Source organism: Hymenobacter aranciens, from assembly GCF_030580865.1.
In the GTDB taxonomy this organism is placed as follows: Bacteria; Bacteroidota; Bacteroidia; order Cytophagales; family Hymenobacteraceae; genus Hymenobacter; species Hymenobacter aranciens.
The window spans coordinates 152,381-175,553 of sequence record NZ_JAUQSY010000006.1 but is presented as its reverse complement, the minus strand read 5'-3'; the positions used below and the strand labels follow the sequence as shown (position 1 = coordinate 175,553).

General features: G+C 62.5%; 16 protein-coding genes. 4 read left to right on the top strand and 12 right to left on the bottom strand.

The genetic code is table 11. The annotated features are described in order from the left end of the window. Positions 1-103 precede the first annotated feature (103 nt). From Q5H93_RS10425 to Q5H93_RS10415, 3 genes are all read right to left on the bottom strand, one after another. Positions 104-1,924 (bottom strand): hypothetical protein, encoded by a 1,821-nt coding sequence (locus Q5H93_RS10425; RefSeq protein ID WP_305006468.1) that lies wholly within the window; start codon positions 1,922-1,924, stop codon positions 104-106. Beyond that, positions 1,918-2,481, bottom strand: coding sequence for an RNA polymerase sigma factor (locus Q5H93_RS10420; protein WP_305006467.1), 564 nt, complete (start codon positions 2,479-2,481; stop codon positions 1,918-1,920). The genes Q5H93_RS10425 and Q5H93_RS10420 overlap by 7 nt, the downstream gene beginning before the upstream one ends. Positions 2,482-2,719: 238 nt before the next feature. Beyond that, on the bottom strand, positions 2,720-4,663 hold the full coding sequence (locus tag Q5H93_RS10415) for an OmpA family protein (RefSeq protein WP_305006613.1): 1,944 nt from the start codon (positions 4,661-4,663) through the stop codon (positions 2,720-2,722). Between the two features lie 304 nt (positions 4,664-4,967). On the opposite strand from Q5H93_RS10415, the gene Q5H93_RS10410 reads away from it, so the two are divergent. Together Q5H93_RS10410 and Q5H93_RS10405 are read left to right on the top strand one after the other, a co-directional pair. Then, positions 4,968-8,660 (top strand): alpha-amylase domain-containing protein, encoded by a 3,693-nt coding sequence (locus Q5H93_RS10410; RefSeq protein ID WP_305006466.1) that lies wholly within the window; start codon positions 4,968-4,970, stop codon positions 8,658-8,660. Between the two features lie 329 nt (positions 8,661-8,989). Next, positions 8,990-11,176: a hypothetical protein gene (locus tag Q5H93_RS10405; RefSeq protein WP_305006465.1), complete on the top strand. Its 2,187-nt coding sequence runs from the start codon at positions 8,990-8,992 to the stop codon at positions 11,174-11,176. Positions 11,177-11,245: 69 nt separating this feature from the next. Here Q5H93_RS10405 and Q5H93_RS10400 read toward each other — a convergent pair whose 3' ends face one another. The 8 genes from Q5H93_RS10400 to Q5H93_RS10365 all read right to left on the bottom strand — a co-directional run bounded on the left by Q5H93_RS10400 (position 11,246) and on the right by Q5H93_RS10365 (position 20,509). Beyond that, positions 11,246-11,938 carry a hypothetical protein gene (locus Q5H93_RS10400; protein WP_305006464.1) on the bottom strand — a complete coding sequence of 231 codons (693 nt, stop codon included), beginning with the start codon at positions 11,936-11,938 and terminating at the stop codon, positions 11,246-11,248. A gap of 337 nt (positions 11,939-12,275) precedes the next feature. Further along, positions 12,276-12,896 (bottom strand): hypothetical protein, encoded by a 621-nt coding sequence (locus Q5H93_RS10395; protein WP_305006463.1) that lies wholly within the window; start codon positions 12,894-12,896, stop codon positions 12,276-12,278. Then, positions 12,893-14,026 (bottom strand): AAA family ATPase, encoded by a 1,134-nt coding sequence (locus Q5H93_RS10390; protein ID WP_305006462.1) that lies wholly within the window; start codon positions 14,024-14,026, stop codon positions 12,893-12,895. The genes Q5H93_RS10395 and Q5H93_RS10390 overlap by 4 nt, the downstream gene beginning before the upstream one ends. Before the next feature lie 147 nt (positions 14,027-14,173). After that, the gene (locus Q5H93_RS10385) at positions 14,174-17,152 is read right to left on the bottom strand and encodes a DEAD/DEAH box helicase (RefSeq protein WP_305006461.1); all 2,979 of its coding nucleotides are present in this window, start codon (positions 17,150-17,152) and stop codon (positions 14,174-14,176) included. A 104-nt stretch (positions 17,153-17,256) separates the two neighbouring features. Next, entirely contained in the window at positions 17,257-18,486 is a 1,230-nt protein-coding gene (locus tag Q5H93_RS10380; RefSeq protein ID WP_305006460.1) for an FtsX-like permease family protein, read from the bottom strand. 40 nt (positions 18,487-18,526) lie between these two features. Then, on the bottom strand, positions 18,527-19,081 hold the full coding sequence (locus tag Q5H93_RS10375; RefSeq protein WP_305006459.1) for a hypothetical protein: 555 nt from the start codon (positions 19,079-19,081) through the stop codon (positions 18,527-18,529). 55 nt (positions 19,082-19,136) lie between these two features. Continuing rightward, complete coding sequence (locus tag Q5H93_RS10370; RefSeq protein WP_305006458.1) at positions 19,137-19,946, bottom strand: class I SAM-dependent methyltransferase; 810 nt, start codon at positions 19,944-19,946, stop codon at positions 19,137-19,139. 140 nt (positions 19,947-20,086) lie between these two features. Next, positions 20,087-20,509 carry a ribosome-binding factor A gene (locus tag Q5H93_RS10365; RefSeq protein ID WP_305006457.1) on the bottom strand — a complete coding sequence of 141 codons (423 nt, stop codon included), beginning with the start codon at positions 20,507-20,509 and terminating at the stop codon, positions 20,087-20,089. Between the two features lie 72 nt (positions 20,510-20,581). Here Q5H93_RS10365 and Q5H93_RS10360 point away from each other — a divergent pair, with 72 nt between their 5' ends. Next, positions 20,582-21,034 (top strand): hypothetical protein, encoded by a 453-nt coding sequence (locus Q5H93_RS10360; protein ID WP_305006456.1) that lies wholly within the window; start codon positions 20,582-20,584, stop codon positions 21,032-21,034. A 72-nt stretch (positions 21,035-21,106) separates the two neighbouring features. Further along, positions 21,107-22,528 (top strand): hypothetical protein, encoded by a 1,422-nt coding sequence (locus Q5H93_RS10355; RefSeq protein WP_305006455.1) that lies wholly within the window; start codon positions 21,107-21,109, stop codon positions 22,526-22,528. Between the two features lie 5 nt (positions 22,529-22,533). On the opposite strand, the gene Q5H93_RS10350 is transcribed toward Q5H93_RS10355, so the two are convergent. After that, positions 22,534-23,127 (bottom strand): PH domain-containing protein, encoded by a 594-nt coding sequence (locus Q5H93_RS10350; RefSeq protein ID WP_305006454.1) that lies wholly within the window; start codon positions 23,125-23,127, stop codon positions 22,534-22,536. Positions 23,128-23,173 lie beyond the last annotated feature (46 nt).

Below are 23,173 nucleotides of genomic sequence, written 5' to 3'. Positions count from 1 at the left end.
GGCGCCGAGCGGTCCATCCCGGCCGGGAGTGTGGCTGCTGGTTCGTTACTGGCCAGACCAGCACGCCCCGCAAAAGGCTGCCGGCTTTTGACGATTTATTTTCCTACAAGGCCCAGCGCACGCCCAGCAGCACGCCCGTGGCCGTGGACTGCTGGCGCAGCCCCGTCTCGGTTTTATACACCGACAGCGCCTGCCAGCGCAAGCTGGGCGCCACGCTCATGCTGAGCCGGTTCGTGAGGGCATAGTTCAGGGCGAGGCTGCCGCTCAGGGCCAGGTTGACGGGGCGGAAGGGGCCGTTGCCGGCCGTGATTTTCTCGGTGCGGTAGTTTTCGCCGTCGCTCGTCACGGCCTGGGTGCCGCCCAGGAAAAACTGAACCTGGGCGCCCAGGGCCACATCGGTCCACCAGCGGCTGGTGCCGGGCGGGGTGATGCGGTAGCGCAGCTGCACGGGCAGCGTCAGGAAGCGGTATTGGGGCTTGAAGGTCTGGGTAGTGGTTACCTCGCGCTTGTTGAGCAGCGGCGTCACGGTGCGGGTAGTGGTGCGCAGCGTATCGTGCAGTACAATGGTGGTGAACGTGGTGTCCTGTCGCGGCGTGTACACGGTGTCGTAGCCAATTACCTGCCCGCTCCCGTTGAATGCCGGGGTAAGCACCGGCACTTGCGTGATGCGGATGGAGTAGGTAGGAATAGTGGTGGTGCCCGCCTGCAGCGTGGTATTGGTGGTCGTGTCATACGTCACATCCACCTCGGTGCGGCGGTTGGTGAGGCGAAACTCGGTGCCAAACTGCGAGTAGCCCAGGCCACCGCCCACGCTCAGGCGTGGTGTGGCCTTGTACTCGGCCGCCAGGGCGGCCGAGAAGCCGGCGCGGCCGGTTTCGTGGCCCTGGCGCAGGGCCGAGAGCTTGTCGTCGGGGCGGCCCTGCAGGGTCACGGTGTTTTGCTCGGGCGCGGCCGTGAGCAGCAGGCTCCAGCGGCGGCCCAGGAGGTCCGGCTTGGGTAGCTCGGGGCGGGCCTGGGCGGTGTCGGGCTGGGCGGCCAGCGGGGCGGCGGCGGGCAGGTCGCCCAGGGCCAGTAGCAGGCTGTCGGTGCGGCGCTGCAGGCGCAGCAGCTCGGCGCGCTCGGCGCGCAGGGTGGCCACCACGGCGGCGCGGCTGGCGGTGGCGGGGTCGCTCAGGCTAGGCTTGGCCTGGGCGGCGTAGGTGGTTTCCAGGGCCAGCAACTGCCGTAAGGTATTCGGCAACGAATCGGCCCTTACTGCTGATGCTGACAGCAGGGGCTGCTCGCGGGTGGGCACGGGGGGGCTGTCAACCGTTGCTAGCGTGGCGCCCGGCGCCAATACTACCACCGCCTTTGCCGTATTGCGGACACTGCTTGAAGCGGTTGCGCTGGTGTTCTGTGCAATTATGCCGCTATACTGTGCATTGTTGCCGCTGTACCGTGCATTTCCACCGCTATACTGTGCATTGTTGCCGCTGTACCGTGCATTGCTGCCGCTGTACCGTGCATTGCTGCCGCTGTACCGTGCATTGCTGCCGCTGTACCGTGCATTTCCGCCGCTATAGTGTGCATTGCTACCGCTGTACTGTGCATTGGGAGTATTTATCTGCGCATTTTCATTGCCGCCTGATGCATTTTTTACTGCATTCTGCGCACTGTATTGCGCCGACGGAGCTATAACACGGCTATTGCCAGTTCCGCCGTGCGGCAGCAGCCAGCCGCCCAGGCCGGCCAGCAAGGCTACCAGCCCAAACAGCAGCGGCAGCGGCACCAGTCGGCGGCGGCGCCGGGGCAGCACCGGGGGCGGCAGCTGCGCCAGCCGCTGCTCAATGCCTTTCCACACCGGAGCTGAGGGCGTCAGCTCGTAGTCGTCGAACGCGTCGCGGAGCGACTGGTCGAGGCGGTTATCTTCTGGTTCTTCTACCATGGTCGTAAGTGGTTTACCTGCTGCTGGTGCAGCCGGTTGAGCTGTTTGCGGGCCTTGCTGAGCTGGGCCTTCGAAGTGCTTTCCTGAATGTTGAGCAGCTCGGCGATTTCCGAGTGCGGGTAGCCATCGACGGCGTAGAGCAGCAGCACCATGCGGCAGCCGTCGGGCAGTTTTTCGATGAGGGCCAGCACCTCGGCCACGCTCAGGCGGTCGAGGGCGTCGGCGTCGGCCGCGGCGGGCTCGGGCGCGTCATCAATTAGGATTTGCTGGCGGCGGTGCTGCCCGCTCTGCCAGTGGTTGATGGCCGTGGTGACGACGATGCGCCGAATCCAGCCCTCCAGCGAGCCCTCGCCCCGGAAATCGCCGAGGCGCGTGAACACCTTCACAAAGGCATCCTGCAAAATGTCCTCGGCCTCGGCCACCGAGCTGGCATAGCGCCGCGCCACGCCCAGCATGCGGCTGGCGTAGCGGGCATAGAGGGTGCGTTGGGCCACCGGCTCGCGCAGGCGGCACCGCCGCAGTAACTCAGCAAGCTCGTCGGGGGTAGCGTTTGGCATAGGCACGTAGGTCCCCGCGCGAGGACCCGTCAGCGGGCCAGACAGGGGAAGTACAGAAAAGGCTGCCGGCGGAAGGAAAAAAGTTGGGAATGATAAAAAAGAACGTCATCCTGAGCGCAGCGAAAGGACCTCGCCCGCGCCGCTTGCAGCAGTAATTTAATTACTACCCTAGAGAAGCGGGCGAGGTCCTTTCGCTGCGCTCAGGATGACGTTCTCATTTAGTTCTGCCTAAACCCCCTCACCGCAGCCCCGTCACCCGAAACTCCACCCGTCGATTAATCTTCCGCGTTTCCTCGCGCTCGTTGCTGGCGGCGGGCTGGCTGCCGCCCAGGCCGAGGCCGCCGATGCGGGCGGCTTCGATGCCGCGCTCCACGAGGTAGGTTTTCACGGCGGCCACGCGCTCCTCGCTCAAGCGCACGTTTTTCTCGGGTGGGCCCACGTTGTCGGTGTGGCCGCGCAGCTCGATGGTGAGGCGCGGGTTGTCGCGCAGCAGGGCGGCCAGCTGGTCGAGGGCCGGAAAGGAAGACGGCAGCAGCACCGCCTGCCCCTGGGCAAACTGCACGTTATCGAGCTGCTGCGTAGCGCCCACGGCGAAGGGGTGCAGCAGGATGTCGCGCACCACCGGGCCGGGCTGGGCCGTCCAGGAGCTGTCGGCGGTGAGGTAGCCCGAAAGCTGAGCGCGTAGCACGCCGGCGCGGCCCACCGGCGCGGTGTACACGAAGGTGCCTTGGGGCGAGATATGCACCAGCCGCTCGTCGCCGGCGGGCCCAAGGTGCAGCTGGGCGTAAGGCAAGGGCTGCCGGGTGCGGGCATCGAGCACCCGGCCGCGCCAGGTGGCCGTGGGGGGCAGCGGCGGTAGCGGCACCGGCTTGGGCGGCACCCGGAAGAGGTTGCAGCCGGCCAAATCGGTGTAGGTGCCGCGCCGCACGAGGCGGGCCTGGTGCTGGGCCAAATCAACGGTGTAGAGCGACCGGGGCCCGGCCAGGTAGAGGCGGCGCCGGCCCTGCGGGTCGTTCTGCATCAGCAGGTCGGAGTAGCCGCCGCGGCGCGGCAGGCCGGTGATGACCAGCTGGTCGGGCGCCGGCCGCTTGGTTTTGAGGTCGATTTTAAACAGGCTGCCGTTGGTGCTGTACACCGAGTAGAGCGTGTGGGCATCATCAATGCAGAAGTTGCCGTGCGAGCCCGCCCCTTCGTAGGAAACGTAGGGGTAGAACGGCGCCCGGCTCAGCGGGTCGGTGGTCCAGAGCAGGGTCACGGAGTTGTCCGACGGGTTGATACGCACCAGCTTGTGGGCGTCGGAGGTCATGAAGTACAGCAGGCCCTGGTCGTCGGTGGCGCCCGAAATCCAGCTCACGTCGGGGCCCTGGGCGGGCAGCTTCCAGCCGGTATAGCGGCCCTCGTGCCGGGCCGGGTCGTAGCGGAACACGTACTCTGGCGTGTCGGTTGGTGCTTTCGTCACCGAATACAGGCAGTTATCAAACCCCTTGGCCAGCGCATAGCTCTGAAAAGGCAGCACCTGCCGGTGGATTTTGGGCTTGCGGGTGAGGTCGTTGGCGTTGAACTCGTGGATGCTGCGGCAGTCGTCGACCACCTGCCCATTGAGCACGCGGGTGGCCGCAATACCATACATCTTGTCGTCGCAGAGCTGGTCGGCGTAGCGGCGGCTGGGGAAAGCGGCGGGGTTGTTCGTAAAGCCGAACGACTCGATGAGTTGCCGGCCCTCGGCCAGATGGCGGGCGTCCTGGCCGGGCGCGGCGCGGTATTCGAGGCCGAACTCGTAGCCGCTGCGCCAGAAGCGGCGGCCCAGCACATGGGTGCGGCCGGTGCCGGTGGCATAAGTATAATCGTAGAGCTGCTCGTCGTAGGCGCCGTAGTCGCGCTGGCTGAGGCGCAGCACCACCAGGCCCGGCAGCCGCTGCAGGCGCAGCCAGAGGCTGTCGAGGCCGCCGGGGGCGGTGAGGCGGCGGTCCTGCCGGCCCTCGGGCAGGGGCCGCACCGTGAGGATGGCCTGCGCCGGAAACGGCGGTCCGCCGGGCGCAAAAACCGCCTCGGCAGTGCCCACGTGGCGGTAGAGCATCCAGGTGGCGGGGTAGCGCAGCTGGGCGCGGTTCAGGGCATCGACGTAGGGCACGGTGGCCGTTTCGGCCTGGGCCCGCAACAGCCGCGGCGCCCCCAGCAGCACGAGCAAACACAGGAGTGGTAACAGAAACCGACTGGCAAACGCATTGAGCACAGCTTCAAAGGTACGGCTGAATAGGGGCGCGGCAGTAGCGCGAACTTTGTAGTTCGCGTCCCCGCGCCGATTCAACGATTCAAACGGCGCGGGGACGCGAACTACAAAGTTCGCGCTACTGTAGTCTTGAAAATATACCATATCGCCCTGCCTCGCCTCAGTCCTCACAACCCCTTTTTGCAATAACCCAAAGCCAATTACAGCCGCTTTTCGTATCTTCGTCCGCTATTCCTACTCCCCATTTTATTCTAAAATGAGAAAACGCTACTCTATCCTGACACTATTGGCGGCCGCGCTGCTGGGCGGCCGGCCCGCCGAGGCCCAGACGACCTCTAAGAAAGTCGTGTTGCAGGCCTTTTGGTGGGATTATTATAACGATACCTACCGCTTCAAGTGGGCGGATTACCTGACCGAGCTGGCGCCGCGCCTCAAGAGCCTGGGCATCGACGCGGTGTGGATTCCGCCGACGCCCAAGAACAAGAACGCCACCAACGACGTGGGCTACTCGCCCTTCGACCACTACGACCTCGGCGACAAGTACCAGAAGGGCGAAACCCGCACCCGCTTCGGCTCGAAGGACGAGTTTCTGCGCATGGTGGCCGTGCTGCACGCTAATGGCATTGAAGTTATTCAGGACGTGGTGCTGAACCATGCCGACGGTGCCGGGGCCAGCAACGGCGAGGGCGGGCAGGACCCCGACTCGTACTCGATGCAAAGCAACTCGGGCTATAAAACTTTCCGCTACCCGAGCTTCAGCCGGCCGCTGCCGCAGAACGGCGCCGAAAGCGCCGCCGAGTACCTGAGCCGCAACGGGCGCTGGCCGAAAAACTACGCCAACTTTCACCCCCACTTCGGGCACAACACGATGAGCGGGCCGATGCCCGACCCGCTGTTCGGCCCCGACTTCTGCTACGGCGACGATGGCGGCGGCGACGGCTACGGCGGGCTGAGCGGGGCCATCGCCAGCCAGTTTCCCAACGCCTTCAACCCCACCCAAAGCGCGGGCTACTCGCGCAACCAGGCCCGCAACTGGATTGTGTGGATGAAAAAGCAAACCGGCGTGGATGGCTTCCGCTGGGATGCGGTGAAGCACTTCAGCTACGCCGTGCAGCAGGATTTGAGCTTCAACCTGAAATACAACGCGGGCTGGGCCAACGGCGGCGAAACCATGTTTAACGTGGGCGAATACGTGGGCGGCAAAAGCGACCTGGACAACTACACCACCAGCACCGCCAGCCAAAACAACGGCAGCGATTTCCTCATCGGCACCTTCGACTTCGGGCTGCGCGAGGGGATTTACGGCATGGTGACCGGCGGCGGCTTCTTCGATATGGGCAGCCTGCCGGCGCGGCAGCAGAACCAGCGCGTGGCGTACTACTCAAACTCGAATACCTACGTGCACCGCACGGTGCCCTTCGTGAACAACCACGACACCTTCCGGCCGCAGAAGGATGCCAGCGGCAACTACACCGGCTGGAACTCCGGCGACGAGCTGGCCCCGCACATCGACCCGTTCAGCCCGCGCCTTGCAGCGGCCTACGCCGTGGCAATGGCCGTGGATGGCTCCCCGCAGATTTTCTTCGAGGACTTGTTTAACATCGGGGGCACCGGCAAGCGCTATGCCCACGAGGCCACCAGCACCAGCGACCTGCCGGTGCGGACGCCGCTGGCCAACCTCATCTGGTGCCACCAGAACCTGGACTTTAAGAGCGGGGCCTACCGGGTGCGCTGGCAGGCCCAGGACCTGCTGGTGATTGAGCGCAGCGCCCGGGCGCTGATTGGAGTAAGCGACCACGGCGGCAATGACAATGACTATTCGGTGGGCTGGCAGAACGAGTGGGTGCAAACGGATTTTCCGGCTGGCACTGTGCTCAAAGACTATTCCGGGGCCAATGGCAATGCCACCCGCACCGTCGACAACAACCAGTACGTGCAAATCAGCACGCCGCCCTGCAACAGCGTGCACGGGCTGCGCGGCTACTCGGTGTGGGCGCCGGTGGGGCAGGACAACGACCAGTACCAGCCGCCGCGCGCGGCCCTCACCACCCAGGAGTGGGAAATGGCCGACGACCTCGGCGACCTCAACTGCAACAGCCTGGGCCAGGGCGGCGCCCTGCCCTCGAACTCGACCAACTCGCGGCTGGTGGGCAAAATCTACGTGCAGGCCGGGCAGCCGGTGCGCTACGATTTGTTTCCCGGCAACTCGCCGAATTATAACAGCCTGACCATTGGCTTGTATGACTTGCGCGGCAACCTGCTGAGCAGCGCCAGCGGCTCGACTTCGGCCAGCGGTACCTACACGCCGGCCTTCACCGGCTGGTATGCCTTGAAGGTGCGCAATACCTACGCCACCGACCCCGGTCAGCGCTGCTTCGTGAAGGTGCGCTACACGGCCCCGGCTACCGTGAACACCCGTCTGGCCAGCGTGCCCCGCAACGAGGCCGCCATCTGGACCGGCAACAACAACAGCACCGACCCCGGCGACTGCCGCAACTGGGAAAACGGCGTGGAGCCCGCCGCCAGCGTGGATGCGCTGGTGCCCGCCGGTACCAGCCTCACGCCCGCCCTGGGCCTCGGCAACCTGAACGTGCGCAACCTCACCATCGAAAGCGGCGCGACGCTGACGCTGGCCGCCGGTACCGTGCTGCGCGTGCACGGCAACCTGACCGTGGCCGGCACCCTGGCCGGCGACGGCCGGGTGGAGCTGGACGGCAGCATCGAGCAGACGCTGAGCTCGGGCAGCATCTCGGCGCCGCTGGCGCTGACCAACCTGACCATCAACAACGCCGACAATGCCCGCCTGCTGAGCCCGCTGAACGTGAGCAGCACGCTGGCCTTCAGCAACGGCCTGCTGGTGCTCGACAACTACAACTTGAGCCTGGGAGCCGGCGCCACCATCAGCGGGGCCGATGCCAGCCACTACGTGGTGACGCCCGATGTGGCGGCCAGCGGCGGCTTCGTGTTGCGGCCGGTGCCCACGGGCGGCGCCACGGTGGCCTTCCCGGTGGGCACGATGGCCTCCTACACGCCGCTGACGCTGGCCAACAGCGGCACGAGCACCACGTTCCGGGTGCGCACGTTCAGCGGGCAGTTTACGAACGGCACGAGCGGGGCGCCTTATGCCCGCACCGCCGAGTTTGTGAACCGCACCTGGGAGGTGACGCCCGACCTGGCCAGCGGCCCGGTGGTGACGATGACGCTGCAGTTCGGCGCGGCCGACCAGAACGCGGGCTTCGACCGCAGCAAGGCGCACTTCTACCGCAACGAGGGCGGCGCGGGCAGCAGCTGGAGCGACATCGGGGCAGCCAGCCTGAGCGGCAGCGGGCCCTACGTGGCTTCGCACGCCGACATTGCAGTATTCTCGAAATTTGCCCTCGGCAACGCGGTGACGCCGCTGCCGGTGGCGCTTACCGAGTTCAAGGCCCAGCGCAGCAGTGCCAGCAGTGTGCGCCTAAGCTGGGCCACGGCGCAGGAGAAAAACAACGCCGGATTTGAGGTGGAAAAATCGGCCGACGGCCGGGCCTTCGAGCCGCTGACGACGGTGGCGGCGCGCGGCGGCAGCCAGCCGACCACGTACGAGTACCTCGATACCAAAGCCGCAGCGGCGGCTTACTACCGCCTGCGCCTGCGCGACCGGGATGGCCGCAGCCAACTGAGCCCGGTGGCTTTTGTGGCGGCGGCGGGCGCGCCCTACGCGCTGGTGCCCAACCCCAGCCACGGCGAGACGCTGCAGCTGCTGGGCGGCCCCGTGGCCGATGCCGCGCAGCCCCTGCGCATCAGCCTGACGTCGGTGCTCGGGCGGGTGGTGCTGGCTTCGGCGGCCTCGCGCGAGGCGGTGGCGGCGCAGCTGAGCGCGGCGCTGGCCCAGGCCGCGCCGGGCGTGTACGTGCTGACGGTTACCGGGGCCGATGGCGGGAGCCAGCGGCTGCGGGTGGTGCGGGAGTAGCACCTGGTAGCGCGGACGTTAGTAGTCCGTGCGTGTGAACGACTACCAGATTCACGGGCTACGGAGTCCGCGCTACCGGCGAAAGGCCCGTTTCCTGATAGGGAGACGGGCCTTTTTGCGTGCGGGTGGGGCGCCCGGGAAGCGGGGCGTAAAGGCCTGAAAAATAATTGGCCCTGTCGCATTTTTATGCGACAAATCATGCCATTTCGGCCCTCGACCTTTGTGCCCGTGCTGCTGTGCCGGGCGGCGGGCTGTGGGCCCGTCCGGTGATGAAAGTAGCTGCCTTCCTTCTGCGTTACCCTTTCTCACTTTTTAAAGTACCTACGAACATGGTAGAAACTACCAACACCCAACTGGAGGCGGCGCCCGCTTCCTTCGCCCCGAACGGCATCACGTCGGTGGCGGCTTCCTTTATTACCTGGGGGGCCGGCAAGCTGCTGGCCGGCGCGGGCGGCAAGTTTTTCAGCGAAGCCCTCATTGCCTTTGGCATTGGCAGCGAGGTGGAGGTGAACAAGCGGCTCGACGCCATCATCGAAGACCTGGCGCTCGTGAAAAAGTCGCTGGACACGGCCAACAAGAACCTGATTGAAATCTCGAAGCAGCTCAAAATGCTGGCCGAGATGCAGAAGTACTTCGCTAAGGACGCGCAGCTGATGGTGGCCTGGAGCAGCATTGTGTCGGCCCACGGGGTGGCGTATTCGGCGGCGGAGCTGGGGCAGGAGGCGCCGGCCGAGGTCGAGGCCGAGGCCAGCAACGGCATCTCGCCAAACATGATGCGCCTGATGACCCAGACCAAGGGCATGGTGTTTACCGAAGACCAGGCCAAGCGGTTTGCGCACTCGGTGGACCACGACTGGCGCGTGAAGCAGGCCATGGAAACGATGCGGACGCTGATGACGGAATCGACGCCCACGTCGGAGAGCATTCTGCAGCTGTGGACCAACCAGCTGCTGCTGCGCATTGAAAACCACAGCGTGACCGTGCCGGAGGCTTACAGCCTGCTGGAGGCCTGGTTTGCCGACGGCCTGAACCGCCTCTACACCGGGGCGGCCGTGCTGAGCGCTGCCCTGGCGGGCAAGGTGGACAACCCCCGCGATGCGGCCGAGCGCAACACGGTGCTGACCCGCGAGGTGAAGAAGTGGGAAACCGAGTTTAAAGAGGACTTCGTGCTGGGCTACGTGCGGGAGTTTCAGCGCTGCGTGGATGTGCTGCTTTTCACCCCCACCTTTACCGTGGCGTGGGCGCCGGTAAGCGTCGGGGCGTCGTCTGCCTACGATGGGCTGCCGGCCCACATCGAGCCGGTTATCCTGCAAGCCGATTTGTTTTGCGCGGCCGTGGAGCTGCGCTTTGGGGTGGATGAGCGCAACGCGCAGGGCGAGCCCGACGAGGCTAAGGCGCTGGCCCGGCTGAAGCAGCTGCTGGCGGGCATCTACGGCCGGGCGCTGGTGCGCACGAGCCAGCTGGAGGGCCGCAAGGCGCCGGCCTTTGCGCCGGGCAGCTACGCGCCGCGCCCCGGCCGGGTAACGGAAACGGCGGTGCTGCGGCCGCGGGCTATCGACCTGACGGCGGCCCGCGACAACTTCCCGCAGCTGCAGGACAAGATGAGCAGCCAGCTGGTGCTGGCCAGTTACTTCTGGCCCTGGGAGCAGCCCGGGCCGGCCCTGCACAAGCCCTTCGACGCGAACTACCGCTACGGGGTGCAGCCGCAGCAGGTCGACCTGTTTCAGGACGGCCAGCCGCTGACGGTGGCGGTGCTGGTGGCGCCGCAGGTGGCGCAGCGGGCCTCGCCCGACCAGGGCCCGGCCGTGGGCATGCACGCCTACGAGTGGACGGGCATTACGAAGGAAAACCACATTGTGGCGCAGGCGGTGAAGTGGGGCACGACGCCCTACGTGCTGCAGGACCGCGTGCGCGACGGCCACTACCTGGACCTGCACCTGGTGGAAAACCACAACCGCCAGCTGGCGGCGGCGCACGACCGCATCCGGGTGTTTACGGCCAACCTGTTTGAGTACCGGGGCGAGCCGGCGCTGCTGGCGCTGCGCAGCAAGGTGCACCTGCAGCTGGAGGCCAACGAGACGGTGACCTACGGCTACATCGACCCCAAAATCTGGTCGTCGCCGATAGTGAAGGTGTATGCCCGCAAGGTGCGCAGCGGCGACAACCAGGTGCTGATTGATACCGAGCACGCGGAAAACGGCAAATACTACCTCTACCAGAAGCTGCGGGCCAAGTGGGACCCGGAAACCCGGTCGAAGTCGCGAAACGAGGTGGCGGTGACCCTGGAGGGCTACAAGTCCTTCATGGTGCAGCCGGGCGACAAGTGGGAACTGGTGGTGGAGTGCCACTTTCACCACGGCGTGCCGCGGCGTAGCGACCCCGGCCAGCCCGACGAAAACGTTATCCGCCTGACGCTGGGCGACACCCTGCTGCACTGGGTGGAACCCAAGTTCGGCGAAACGGTGGCGGGCGAGAACTTCCACTTCGAGGCGCTGCCGCTGACGGCGGTGGAGTAGCCCCAAGGGCTTGCCGCCGCAACTGAAAAGCGCCCCGGCCAGCTGGCCGGGGCGCTTTTTTGGGAGGTTCTAGGCCTGGGGTTTCCCGTCGCCGGGGCCGGGGTTGGAGCCGGGGAGGTCGATGACTTCGCGGGCGGCGGTGACGCGGGTGTAGAAGTCGGGGTTGAGGCGCTTGTATTTGCGCAGGGCGCGCAGCAGGCGGTCTTCGAGTAGCTCGGCGATGAGGGCGAAGCGCTTGCCGGTGCTGAGGCTGGTGGCCTGGCCGGTGCCGGTTTGCTGGCGGCCGACGTTCTTTTTGCCGCTAAAGTCATCGATGGCGGTGCGGAACTCGGTGCGGCGGGCATCGGAGATGGCGAGCTTACCCATGGCGGTGGCGTGGGTGCCGACGAGGTCGTAGAGGTGCTCGCTGACGTCGACGAGGCGGGTGCCGCGCAGCTTGACGAGGTCGGCGGGGGAGTAGTCGGATTCGGCTTTGAGGGTGTTGTTATTGATTTTGCTGCCGAAGGAGAAGAGGTCGCCGGCGATTTCGCCGCCGACGTCGGCCAGGAATTGCTTGGCGTTGGTTTTGTCTTCGGTGGCGCCGCCTTTGCGGGGGCGCACGCCGGCCTTGCGCAAGGGCTTGAGAACGGTGAGGTGGTCGTGCAGGGTGGTGGCGATTTCCTGCATGCCGTCGTCGTCTTTGTACACGTCGGCTTCGTCCTGGAGGACGGTGTCGAGGTTTTCGTAGGCGGTGAGGCGGTTGGTTTGCTTGGCAGTAAGCATGGGGTTATGGGTTGATGGTGAGAGAATGTCGGGCCCGTTTGGCCCGGCACAATACTACAACACAATAACCAGTATTCCAAAAAAGCAGGACTTGGGTGCGGAGGTCGTGGCGTGGGTGCGAAAACCCGTGACCTGGATGCGGAATGCCGTGGCGTGGGTGCGGAAACCCGTGACTTGGGTGCGGAGTGCCGCGACTTGGGTACGGAAGCTCGTGGCGTGAGTGCGGAAACTCGGGGCTTGGGTGCGGAAACTCGTGGCGTGGCAGCGGAGGCCGGGGCGTGCGTGCGGAAACCCGGGACTTGGGGGAAATGAGTGGGGGCGTGGGTGCGGAGGGTTTTTACGCGACCAAGTGCTTCGCCAAATAAGCCTCTACCTGTTGGTGAAAATCCTGGAAGCTGACGGACACTCCTGCCAGCCATTCAATATCCAGGTCTGCTGCCAAGGCAGTTACCAAGTCGTCTTTGGATTGATTGGTGGGGGTGCGTGGGTGTTCCTCGTACAACTCCCTTTTCACGGCATCGTTGAGAATGCCTTCCAGGTCGCGGGTGTCTTTTGAAGGGCGGCCATCGGCGCGCCGCTGTAGTGCCAGCAGCCAGTGTTCGATGCACTGCATCGGCAAAATAAAAACGGTGCGCGCCCACCAATTTGGCCGGTCGATGCCCGCAACTTTATCGATGAAAACCTGATGCCGCTCCGCTCGAATAGTGGGGGTATTGGAATCAAGGTCGCGCCCAACGAACAGGCAGTCGAGTTCGCATTCCTGGCCGAAGCCGCGTAGCCAAGCTTCGCGGAATCCTTTGTCAACGCCCTTATTATTGACGCCTTGATACTTTTGGCTAAACCACGGGTGGGCGTCGAACAGCACCGGATGCAACGTCTCCATCTTCCGCAGATACTCGGTTAGAAATCGTCCTTGCCCTTTGTCTTCGCCAAAAAAACCGTAGGTAATGATACTCATAGCGGCACCCCTCCCAGAAAGCCGGATACCCAGTATTCGCCCAGCGAGCTGGTGTAGTCGGTGGGCGGCAGGCCTTGGGCCGCGTATTCCTCGTTAGTCTTTTTGATTAGGTCGCCCGCGTTGTGAATCATCGTCTCGCCCGTTTCCGGATTGCGGTCGAATACGGAAACGCACTCCGGGATGTCCTTGAAGTGGTCGACCACATAGGGGCTATGCGAGGTGAGGATGATTTGAATGTCGCGCAGGCGCGCCAGCTCAAAAATGAAGTCCATCACCTCCTTGATGCGGCGGGGGTGGATGCCTTTCTCGGGCTCCTCCAGCAGCAGCAGCTTCGGCGGGTCGGGTTGGTGGACGATGCAAAGCAGGGCGAGGAAGTAGAGGACGCCTTCAGATACTTCTTCGGCCCAGTAGCCGACGTCGTTTTTGTCGAAGAATTTCAGTTTGAGTTTACCGGGCTCTTTGGGGTCAGCAGGTATAGAAACACCAGTAAGAGAACCAACACAACGAGCAAAATCATCCTCAAGCTGTTTAAAGAGCTTCTTGTAGTTTTGGCTTAAGTTATAGATGAAATTTACAATGTTGCTCGCATTGGCAACTATAGTTTCTTGATAAGCTAATCCAACACTCAGAACATAATCCGATGGTTCTGGTCTATAAATCAATGTGCCCCTCATATAATCAATGAGTTTCCAAATTTCTGTGGGAACCTGAAGAGGTTCTTCGTAGTAGTCGGGAGGTATGTCGTAGTAGCCAGTAAAATGATGTTCTGTCTGTATATTGGGTAGCACAGAGAACTCGCTAGTATATATCCAACGGTCATTTGTTACATCGACATCATGACCAATAATTAGACTTACAACCTTTCCGTCCAAATTATCTGCCCCAGCCACGAATTGTATTGGTACACCCCAATCACTAGTTGCAATTTGCCTAGAGCGGAACTTAAAGAAGTTTTCTGAATCCAGTCTGTTTGTAGGATAGTTTCCTAGACTGTAAGCAAACAAGGCGGCCCCCTTCAAAAAATTCGTTTTCCCCGAGTTATTAGGCCCGATAAAGAGGTTGACTTGCCCGAGCTTCACGGCGGCGTCGCGGATGCTGCGGAAATTCTGGATGCGGAGGGACGTGAGCATGGGGCGAAGGTAGGAAAGGGCAAAACAAAAGAACTGTCATGCTGAGCGCAACGAAGCATCCGTTCACGTTCGAACGAAATCGTTGAGGCGCGAGAGGATGCTTCGCTGCGCTCAGCATGACAGGAGGGGTGCCACACAGGCCAGAACCTACCCCAGCAGCTCTTCAATATCGGCCCGGGTCAGCGACTTAATCACGGCCTCGTCGGTGGCAATCAATTCGCTCACCAGGGCCAGCTTGCGGCGCTGCAAAGCCAGGATTTTCTCCTCCACGGTGCCCTGGGTGATGAACTTATAGACGAACACCGGCCGCTGCTGCCCGATGCGGTGGGCGCGGTCGATGGCCTGGGCCTCCACGGCGGGGTTCCACCAGGGGTCGAGGATGAAGACGTAGTCGGCGGCGGTGAGGTTGAGGCCCACGCCACCGGCCTTGAGGCTGATGAGGAAGATTTGCAACTCCTCGGTTTCCTGGAAGCGGTTGACCTCGGCCTGGCGGTCGCGGGTGTTGCCGTCGAGGTAGGCGTAGGGGAGCTGGCGCTCGTCCAGCGCGTTGCGCACCAGCAGCAGGTGCTGCACGAATTGCGAGAAGACGAGGACTTTGTGACCCTCGGCCACTACGCCGCGCAGCATCCGCAGCACCTCGCGCAGCTTGCCCGATTCGTGGGCGTACTCCGGGTCGGCGAGGTGGGGGTGATTTGCTATCTGGCGCAGGCGGGTGAGGCCCTGCAGCAGCAGAAACTGCGTGCTGGCCGAGCCGTGCTCGTCGAGGTTCGAGAGGATTTTGTTGCGGTAGAAGCTCTTGGTTTCCTCGTAGGCGTGGGCCTGCTCCTCGGTCATGGGGCAGAAGCTGAGGTGCTCGGTTTTCTCCGGCAATTCTTTCGCCACCTGCGCCTTGTGCCGCCGCAGGATGAAGGGCTTGATGAGCGCGTGCAGGCGGCGGGTGCGGTCCTCGTTCTGGTCTTTCTCGATGGGCTTGAGGAATTCCTTGCGGAAAAACGCCTGCGTGCCCAGCAAGCCGGGGTTGATGAACGACATCTGCGACCAGAGGTCCATCGTGCTGTTCTCGACCGGCGTGCCCGTCAGAATCAGGCGGTGCTTCGAGCGCAGCTGCCGCACGGCCTGCGAGGTGGTGCTGGAGGGGTTTTTGATGGCCTGCGACTCGTCCAGAATCACGTAATCAAACTTATAGGAGGCCAGCAGCTCGGTATCGAGCCGCACGATGCCGTAGCTGGTCAGCACCACGTCGTAGTCGGCAAACTGGGCGGCGTTTTTGTCGCGGTAGGTGCCGGTGTAGGCCAGAATGCGCAGGTTGGGGGTGAACTTTTGGGCCTCACCCAGCCAGTTGTACACCAGCGAGGTGGGCAGCACCAGCAGCGAGGCCGCGCCGTTGGTGGCGCCGCTTTCGTGGCGCTGCTGCAGCATGCTCAGCGTCATCACGGTTTTGCCCAGGCCCATGTCATCGGCCAGGCAGCCGCCGAAATGGTATTGCTGCACGAAGCGCAGCCAGTTGTAGCCGGCCTTCTGGTAGGGCCGCAGCTCGCCCCGGAAGCCGGCCGGCAGCGGGTGGTCTTCCACCTCGGCGAAGTCGCGCAGCTTTTCAAGCTTGCGGCCCATCGTCACGGTGGCCAGCTCGGAGCTTTGCAGGTCGGCCACCAGGGCCAGGTGGTGGCGGCGCAGGTTGATTTCGCCGTCGGTTTCCTCGGCGAAGGCGAAGAGCTCGAGGTAGTCGGTAAACCACTCCTCGGGAATGAGTGCCACCTGTCCGTTGGGCAGCTTAAACTCGCGGCGGCGCTGCAGAATGTGGCTGCGCAGGCGAATAAACGGGATTTCAAACTCCCCAAAATGCACCGTGCCGCGCACGTCGAACCAGTCGCCGGCCTCCTGAATGCCCACGCGGGCATACATCGGGCCGATGAAGTAGCTTTTGCCCGACGAGGCGCCCGGCTCCACGGTGTAGCCGGCTTCGGCGAGGGTGCGGGTGTGGTCGTGCAGCCAGGTCAGGGCGTCGGCTTTGGGCAGGGTGGCGTGGCCGTTGCTCACGCTCAGGCCCAGCGCCTGCAGCTCATCGAGCGTGGCCTGCTCCTGCGCGGGGCTGCGCAGCAGGCGGTGAAACACGTAGCTGTCAGCTGTTTTTTCCAGGTGAACGCTCACCGGCTTGTCGGTGCTGAGGGCCATCAGGTGCGGGCCATAGCGGAAGTTGAGGTCGAAGTACATCAGCTCGTCCTCGGGCCGGGTGGGTAGGGGCGCGGCGGGCTTGGGCTGCGGGATGCGGCCCCGGCGCGGCGGCCCTAGCGGGCGGGCTGGCGCCTCGGGCGCGGGCGCAGCCGGCGGCACGTCGGTGTAGGTGAGCAGCGGCCGGGCCACGTAGCGCTCCGAGCGGATGTCGAAGCCCCGGGCGTGGACGTCGAACGACTCCATGAGCGGGGCCACGAACTTCTGGAAGTAGCTGTCTTCCACCTGCCGCGGCACCACGATAAACTTCTTTTTCAGGAAGGGCAGCAGCTTGCGCCCATCCACCTCGGTGCGGAAGGTGTAAAGCAAATTACCCAGCAGCAGCCAGGCCGGCTGCAGGCACACCAGCACCGCATCCTTGTACTGAAAATCCAGCTTCTGCCCCTGGTACTGAATGGTGGGGAAGTAGTGCGTCCCCTCCTCGTTGCGCCGGAAGTGAAAGAGAATCGACGCCTTAGCCGGCGCCAGCCCGATTTCGCGCCAGGTGGGCTCGCCATCGCGCCCCATGATGAACACCAGCTTGTCGGTGAGCTTGTTGAGCAGTGCGCCCATGCGCTCCTGCACGTAGCGGCTCATGGCTTCCTGCAGGGGTTTGTCGCCTTTTTCGGGGTGGTAAATCTTTAGGAAAAACTCGGCCGTCGTGATTTTGCGCGGCCAGAATTCCTTGATTACCGCGTCCTGCTGCATCTGGTCGCAGAGCTCAATCAGCTCGAAGTCGGTGGCGTCCAGCCCATCAGCAAATTCGTGGGCATTTTTGCTCGATACCGTCTGATGTTGCAGCGTGAGCTGGCCGCTGGGACTGCGCTGCACCACGTAGGCAGCGAAGAGGTAGCCCAGGAACTCGTGTTCGAAGAGCGAATAAACGATTTGAAAAGGCTCAGCGGTAGAAACTTTCATATCCGGGCATGCGGGGAGGAATACGCAAGTTAAGCCCGGACAGCGAAATGGGAAATGAAGAAAGCGCGGAAATGGTTAAAAATAAATTAAAAAGAAGGCCCGCGTTACAGGTTCTCCCGCACTTCCAGCGTGCTGGCGTTCATGGCCGGCCGGATGCTCACGGCCAGGGTGATGATGATAATGGCCACGCAGGTAAAGACGATGTCGGAAAGCTGCATCTTCACCGGGTACGAATCAACTACGCTGGTCGCCATGCCCATGCTCACCAGCCCGAATTGCTGCTGGAAAAAGCAGATAGTGACGCCGAATACCAGCCCGAAGGCGGCCCCCACGAACGCCACAATGGCCCCCACCAGCAAAAACGTGCGCCGAATAGCTTTCTGGCTGGCCCCTAGGGCCTGCAGCACCGCAATGTCCTTCTTCTTGTCGATGACGAGCATCGACAGCGAGAAGAAAATATTGAGCGAGGCGATGAGCAGAATGAAAGCAAAGGTGATGAAAACGAACAGTTTCTCCACCTTGATGGCCTTGAGCAGGCTCACGTGCTGCTCGTCGGAGTCGAGCACCGTGAAATCGGGGCCGAGGATTTTGCGCAACTCATTCTTTACGCCCTCAATCTGAAAGCTTTCGCTCACTTTCACGTAGAGTGCGGTGCGACGGTCGCCGTAGCCGAGCAGGCGCTGGGCGAAACTGAGGGGCACGAAGATGTAGCTGTCGTCCATGTGCTGCTCGATGAGAAACACGTCGCCGGCAAACAGCTCCTGCTCGTTGAACGCCTGGTCGGGATTCATGCTGAGGGTTTTGCGGCCGGCGTGGCGGGGGTACAGCATCTTCAGCGGCGCCAGGCGGTTGTTGAGCGTGATGCTGAGCTCGTGCTGCACGCCGGCGCCCACAATGGCAAAGTCGAGGCCGTCGCGGCGCAGGCGGTGGTCCTTCTCGCGCAGGCTGGAGTCGATACCGCTCTGGCCAAAGTAATTATCCGACAGGCCACGCATTTTCACCACCATCTGGCGGTCGTGGTATTGTAGCAGCGCATTGTCTTCGATGACCTCCGTGAGCAGCCCCACACCGGGCGCGGCGCGCAGCCGCGTCAGCAGCACGGTATCGACGGGAAAGGCCTTGCCCTTGCGGGCCGAAATCACCAGGTTCGGGTCCGATTTGCCGTAGAGCGTGCGCACCAGGTCTTCCAGCCCATTGAACACCGATAGCACGATGATGAGCGCAGCCGTGCCCACCGCCACCCCAATCATCGAAATGTTGGAGATGATGGAAATGATGTTGCGCTTGTTCTTGGAACGAAAGTAGCGCCGGGCAATGAGGAGAGGGACGTTCACCGAGGAATTTTAAGCGTGTACGAGTCGGTGAAAAGCGAAGTTAAGCTGCGTTCTTGAAGCCATTCATAAAATCTTCGAGCCGGCGCAGCCGTTCTTCGTGCTGAGTCAGCACTACATCGCGAAGGTCTTTGATATCCCGGCGTATTTCGCGGACATCGCCCTTGAGCTCCCGCAGCTCTTCCAGGAAAATGATGTTGAAATCATCCTGGCGTTGGTTGAATCCTTCCTGACGTTGGTTGAATTCTTCCTGACGTTGGTTAAAATTTTCCTGGCGTCGATTGAAACGCTGTTGCTCAGTATAGATGAGTTCCAGCTGATTGATAATGCGCTGTTGCACTTCGCCGAATACTTCAATTACCCGCTCATTCTGGGCGATACGCTCCCGGTTTTGAGCAATGACCAGGTCATGTTTGGCAAGACCTTGCTCATTCTGCGCGATTCGTTCCTGGTTTTGCGCGATAATCAGCTTGGTATCGGCGGATTGGTTGGTTAGTTTGCTTACGCTAGCCGTAAGCAACTCAAGCTGTTGTTGCTGCTGGTCCTGGCGGCTGATGAGGAGCTCGGCCAGGCGGGTAAATTCTAAAGCGTCGGACATAAAACAGAAGTTTGTTTCGAATTCGGTTTAAATATACGACAAAATTGCGTCAGTGTTACTTCCAGGCTTTCACAATCAGCCCTGTGCCCGAAGTATGCGTGGTGCGGGCATCGAGCCAGTTGAGGAGCAGGCAGAAGGGGAACGTAACCAGGTAGTAAAACGGCAGCAAAATGAAAAATAGCCGCGACTTGCCCAGCATCAGGATGGGGTATTTCATGCTCAGGCGCCAGGAAATCTGGCCGGGTTCGCCGTAGCTGTAGCGGGCCTCAATGCGCTCGAAGCCAGCGGTGCGTAGCTTCTGCTGGATTTCGTGGATGTTATAGCCGTCGCGCACGTGCTCCTCGATGAAGGATGTTTCGCCGTCGTCGTGCACATCGGAGCCGCCTTGGTCTGAAGGAGTGGAAATGAGCAGCATACCGCCGTCTTTGAGCGAAGCATGGATGTTGCGGAACACCTCCACGTCTTCCAGAATGTGCTCCATCACGTCCACCGACAGGGCGAGGTCGAAGGCGTTGGGCTCCTGGTAGAGCACGAGGTCCTGCACAGCAAACTGCACGTTGGTGCGGCCGATTTGGCGGAAAAACTGATTAGAATCAGCTACTTGCTCGTCCTTCACGTCCACGGCCAGGATATTCCATTTCTGGCTCAGGCCGCTCAGCCAGTAGCTGTACTGGCCGTAGCCGGAGCCGGCATCGAGAATGGTCATCGGCTCCTGGGTGCGGCCTTTGGCCCACTGGCGCAGCTCGCGGTGCACGTGCCAGGTACGCAGTAGCAAGAGGTCGAGCAGGTTATAGAAGAGTCGGCGTAGCAAGGGGGTGCGGTTGAAAACCTCGCCGAGCGTCTTTTTAATCGGGTCGTAGTACAAAGGGAATAAGCTAAGAAGTGGGCAAAGACCCGCTGGTAAAGGCAATTGGTATTGGGGTTGGGTTTTAGGTGTTGGGTATCCGGTTTTTGGAAAAGTTTGCTAATCCCTAATACCCAGCATGTAAAAACCAATACCGCCCCCTATTCGCCTTTCGAGTTAAAGAGCTTGGGTAGTTTAGGCTTTTCCGTCTCATCCACCTCCTTCGACTCGGCCGGAATGTGCAGCGTGCTCAGCACCTGGTCCATGTGAGCGGCATAGGCGGCGCTATCGTCGTGGAAGAAAATGAGCTCGGGCACCACGCGGGCCGTCTTGCGGATGCGCTTGGCCAGAGCGTGGCGGATTTCCTTCACGTTGTCCTGCACGGCGGCTAGGCGGGCGTCGGCGTCGGTGCTCAGCAGCAGGCTCAGGTACACGCGGGCCTGGCCCAGGTCGGGCGTCACGCGCACGGTGCTGATGCCGGGAGCCAAACCACCGTTAAAAAGGTGCGGCAGGTCGCGTTGAAGCACGGCTGCCAGCTCCTGTTGGAGCAGGCTGGCCATTTTCTGTTGTCGTTTGCTTTCCATATGACTTGCAAAGGTACGGGCTAGGCCGTTGCGGTTTGCGTCCTAACTTGGCCCTGCGTTTATAAAGTATCGATGGCCATTCCCCGAAACCGTTTTGCTTATGCTTGGAAACCGTTGCCAACAAGCCTAACTGGTGCCCTGCTGGTGGGGCTACTCAGCGCCTGTGGACCAAGCCCTACCGCCCGCTTCTCGAATCCGGAGCAAGCTGAAACTATTCGGATTCAGTATGAATTCAATCTCCTAAAAGGCATCGGCAGCGACGCGCCAGGCTCATTTTCGGCCTACGACGAGTCCGGCTTTTGGGGAAGATTGAGTGCAACTGAAATTGGCTGGTGCCGCCCCAGCACCCGGGCAAATTGGGTAACCGACAGCTTGCGGTTTGTACCCCATTGGTATCATAACGAGCTGACCGTGGACGTGTACGAGGCTCCTGACCTGACGCAGAAGCTGGGCAGTCTGCACATCGCCGCACGGGATTCGGCAGTTAAGCAACGGCTGAACTGCGAGGACTTTCGCAGCTACTAGGCACGGCTGGGGTGAGCCACTTGGCAGTTCCGGTGAATCTTTGCAGTCGGAACTCCGCCATCATTTCGCTCCTTGCTCCGCTTCTTCAAAAGCTCCTTGCCGGCCCAGCTGCTGGCCCTGCTGCTGCTGGTGCTGGCCCTGCGCCTGCCGCTGCTGTGGCTGGGCCTGCCCCTCACGGCCGCCGAGTTGCGGGCCCTGCTCGTGGGCGAGCGGCTGCATGCCGGCGCCATGCCCTACCGCGACCTCTACGACGGCACGGCGCCGCTGGCGGCGGCCTTTTTCGCTGGCCTGGAGGCAGTGGCAAGTCGGCCGGTGTGGCTGTATAGAATGCTGGCTTTGACATTGTTAATAGCTCAGGCGCTACGGCTCAATGCGGTGTTCAACCGCTACGACGTGCACCCCGAGCGCGGCTACATTGGGGCGCTTACCTACCTGCTGCTGGGAAGCGTCAGCACCGATTTGGATACGCTGTCGGCGCTGCTGCTGGGGCACACGTTTATCGTGTTTTCGCTGAGTGCTTTGCTTTCGACCTCGCGGGAGGGCTACGACAACCGGCGGCTGTTTCGGGCGGGGTTTCTGGTGGGGCTGGGGGCGCTGTGCTACCTGCCGCTGGGGCTGTTTATTGCCGTGGCCTTGTTTGCCATTATCGTGTTTGCGGCCAATGCGTTTCGCAGCTTTCTGCTGTTTCTGTGCGGGGTGGCGTTTCCGTACGCGCTGGTAGCTACGTACTTTTTCTACAACGAGGCGCTGCCGGGCTTCGTGCGCTTTCACTTCGAGGCCGGTCTGGCTGATATGGAGGTAGATGCCCTGCCGGGCGCCCTGCAGCTGGGGCTGCTGGCGCTGCCGGCGCTGGTGCTGGTGCTGGCCTTGCTGCGGTCGGCCACGGTGCCGCTGGGGCTGGTGTTCCAAACCAAATTCCGGCAGCTGATGCTGGTGTGGCTGCTGGTGGCCATTGTGGCCGGGGCGGTGGGGCAGGGGGCAGCCGCCGGCGCCCAGGTGCTGATATTGCCGCCGCTGGCGTACTTCGGCCTCTTTCTGTGGCAGAAAGCCCGGCTACGCTGGCTGCCCGAACTGTTCTTGCTGTTTGTGCTGGCGGGCACCGTCACGCTGCGCTACCGGGCCCAGGTGCCGGGCCTCGAAACCCTGCTGCATCTGCCGGCCGAAAGCCGCTTCGGCATGCAACCCGACCCGGCGCTGGCGCAGTTGCGCGGCCACCACATTCTGGTGCTGGGCAATGATAACCGGCCGTATATCAGTAATAAACTTGCCACGCCCTACCTCGATTGGGAACTGGCGCAGGACGACTTTGGCCACCTCGGCGAGTACGCGGCCGTGGTGCGCATTGCCCGGCAGGTGGCCGCTGACCCGCCCGCTTACCTCGTGGACCAGGAGGGTCTGTTGTCGCGTTTGCAGCGCCGCGCCCCGAGCGTGTTTGGTGCCTATGAGCCGACGGTTATCCCTAAGGTTTACAAGCGGAAACTGAATCCGCAATAGCGGTTTTACACCCAGCACCACGCCACGGCCCGCCGCTCAGTAGGCGCCGAGCGCAGAAACGTGGTCAGCGGCTCCAAATCACCGAGCAGGGAAGTGAGCGTGAGGATGCGGCCATCGGCCAGATGCAGGCGCAGATAGTCGTAATTAACCCAGAACGTACGCCGGGCCCGGCAACTCACGCGTTCTACTTTCAGGATGTCGCGGTAGTTGAAAAACTGCCGTTGGCCTTGCTCGTAAATTTCAAACTGGTTGGCCTCAGGCTGAAAAATCACTTCGGTGCCGTTGTTCAGTAGCCAGTAGCGGACGTGCAATACAAATGCGGGCAAGCTCAAGGTCAGCGTCAGGCCGAAGAAAACAGCGGCCAGTACCCACTCGAAGCCCTGGGCCGAGCGGCCATTGAGCAACATCGCCGATACGGCGCTCAGGCTGGCATCCAGCGCCAGCAAGGGCCAGAAAGCCAGCCTTAGTTGCCGCCCTGCGCTGAGCCGCAATAGTTTAACCCGTACCCCGAATAAGCCCGTCAGCCAGCGCGTGATGCCCAGCGCCACGAGCAGCAATAGGGCTACTTCGAGCAGCGGGCGGAGCAGAGCGTTTTTCATGGAGCCCGCAAAGTAAGCGGCCGGCTGACGGAAACGCTTCGCAATG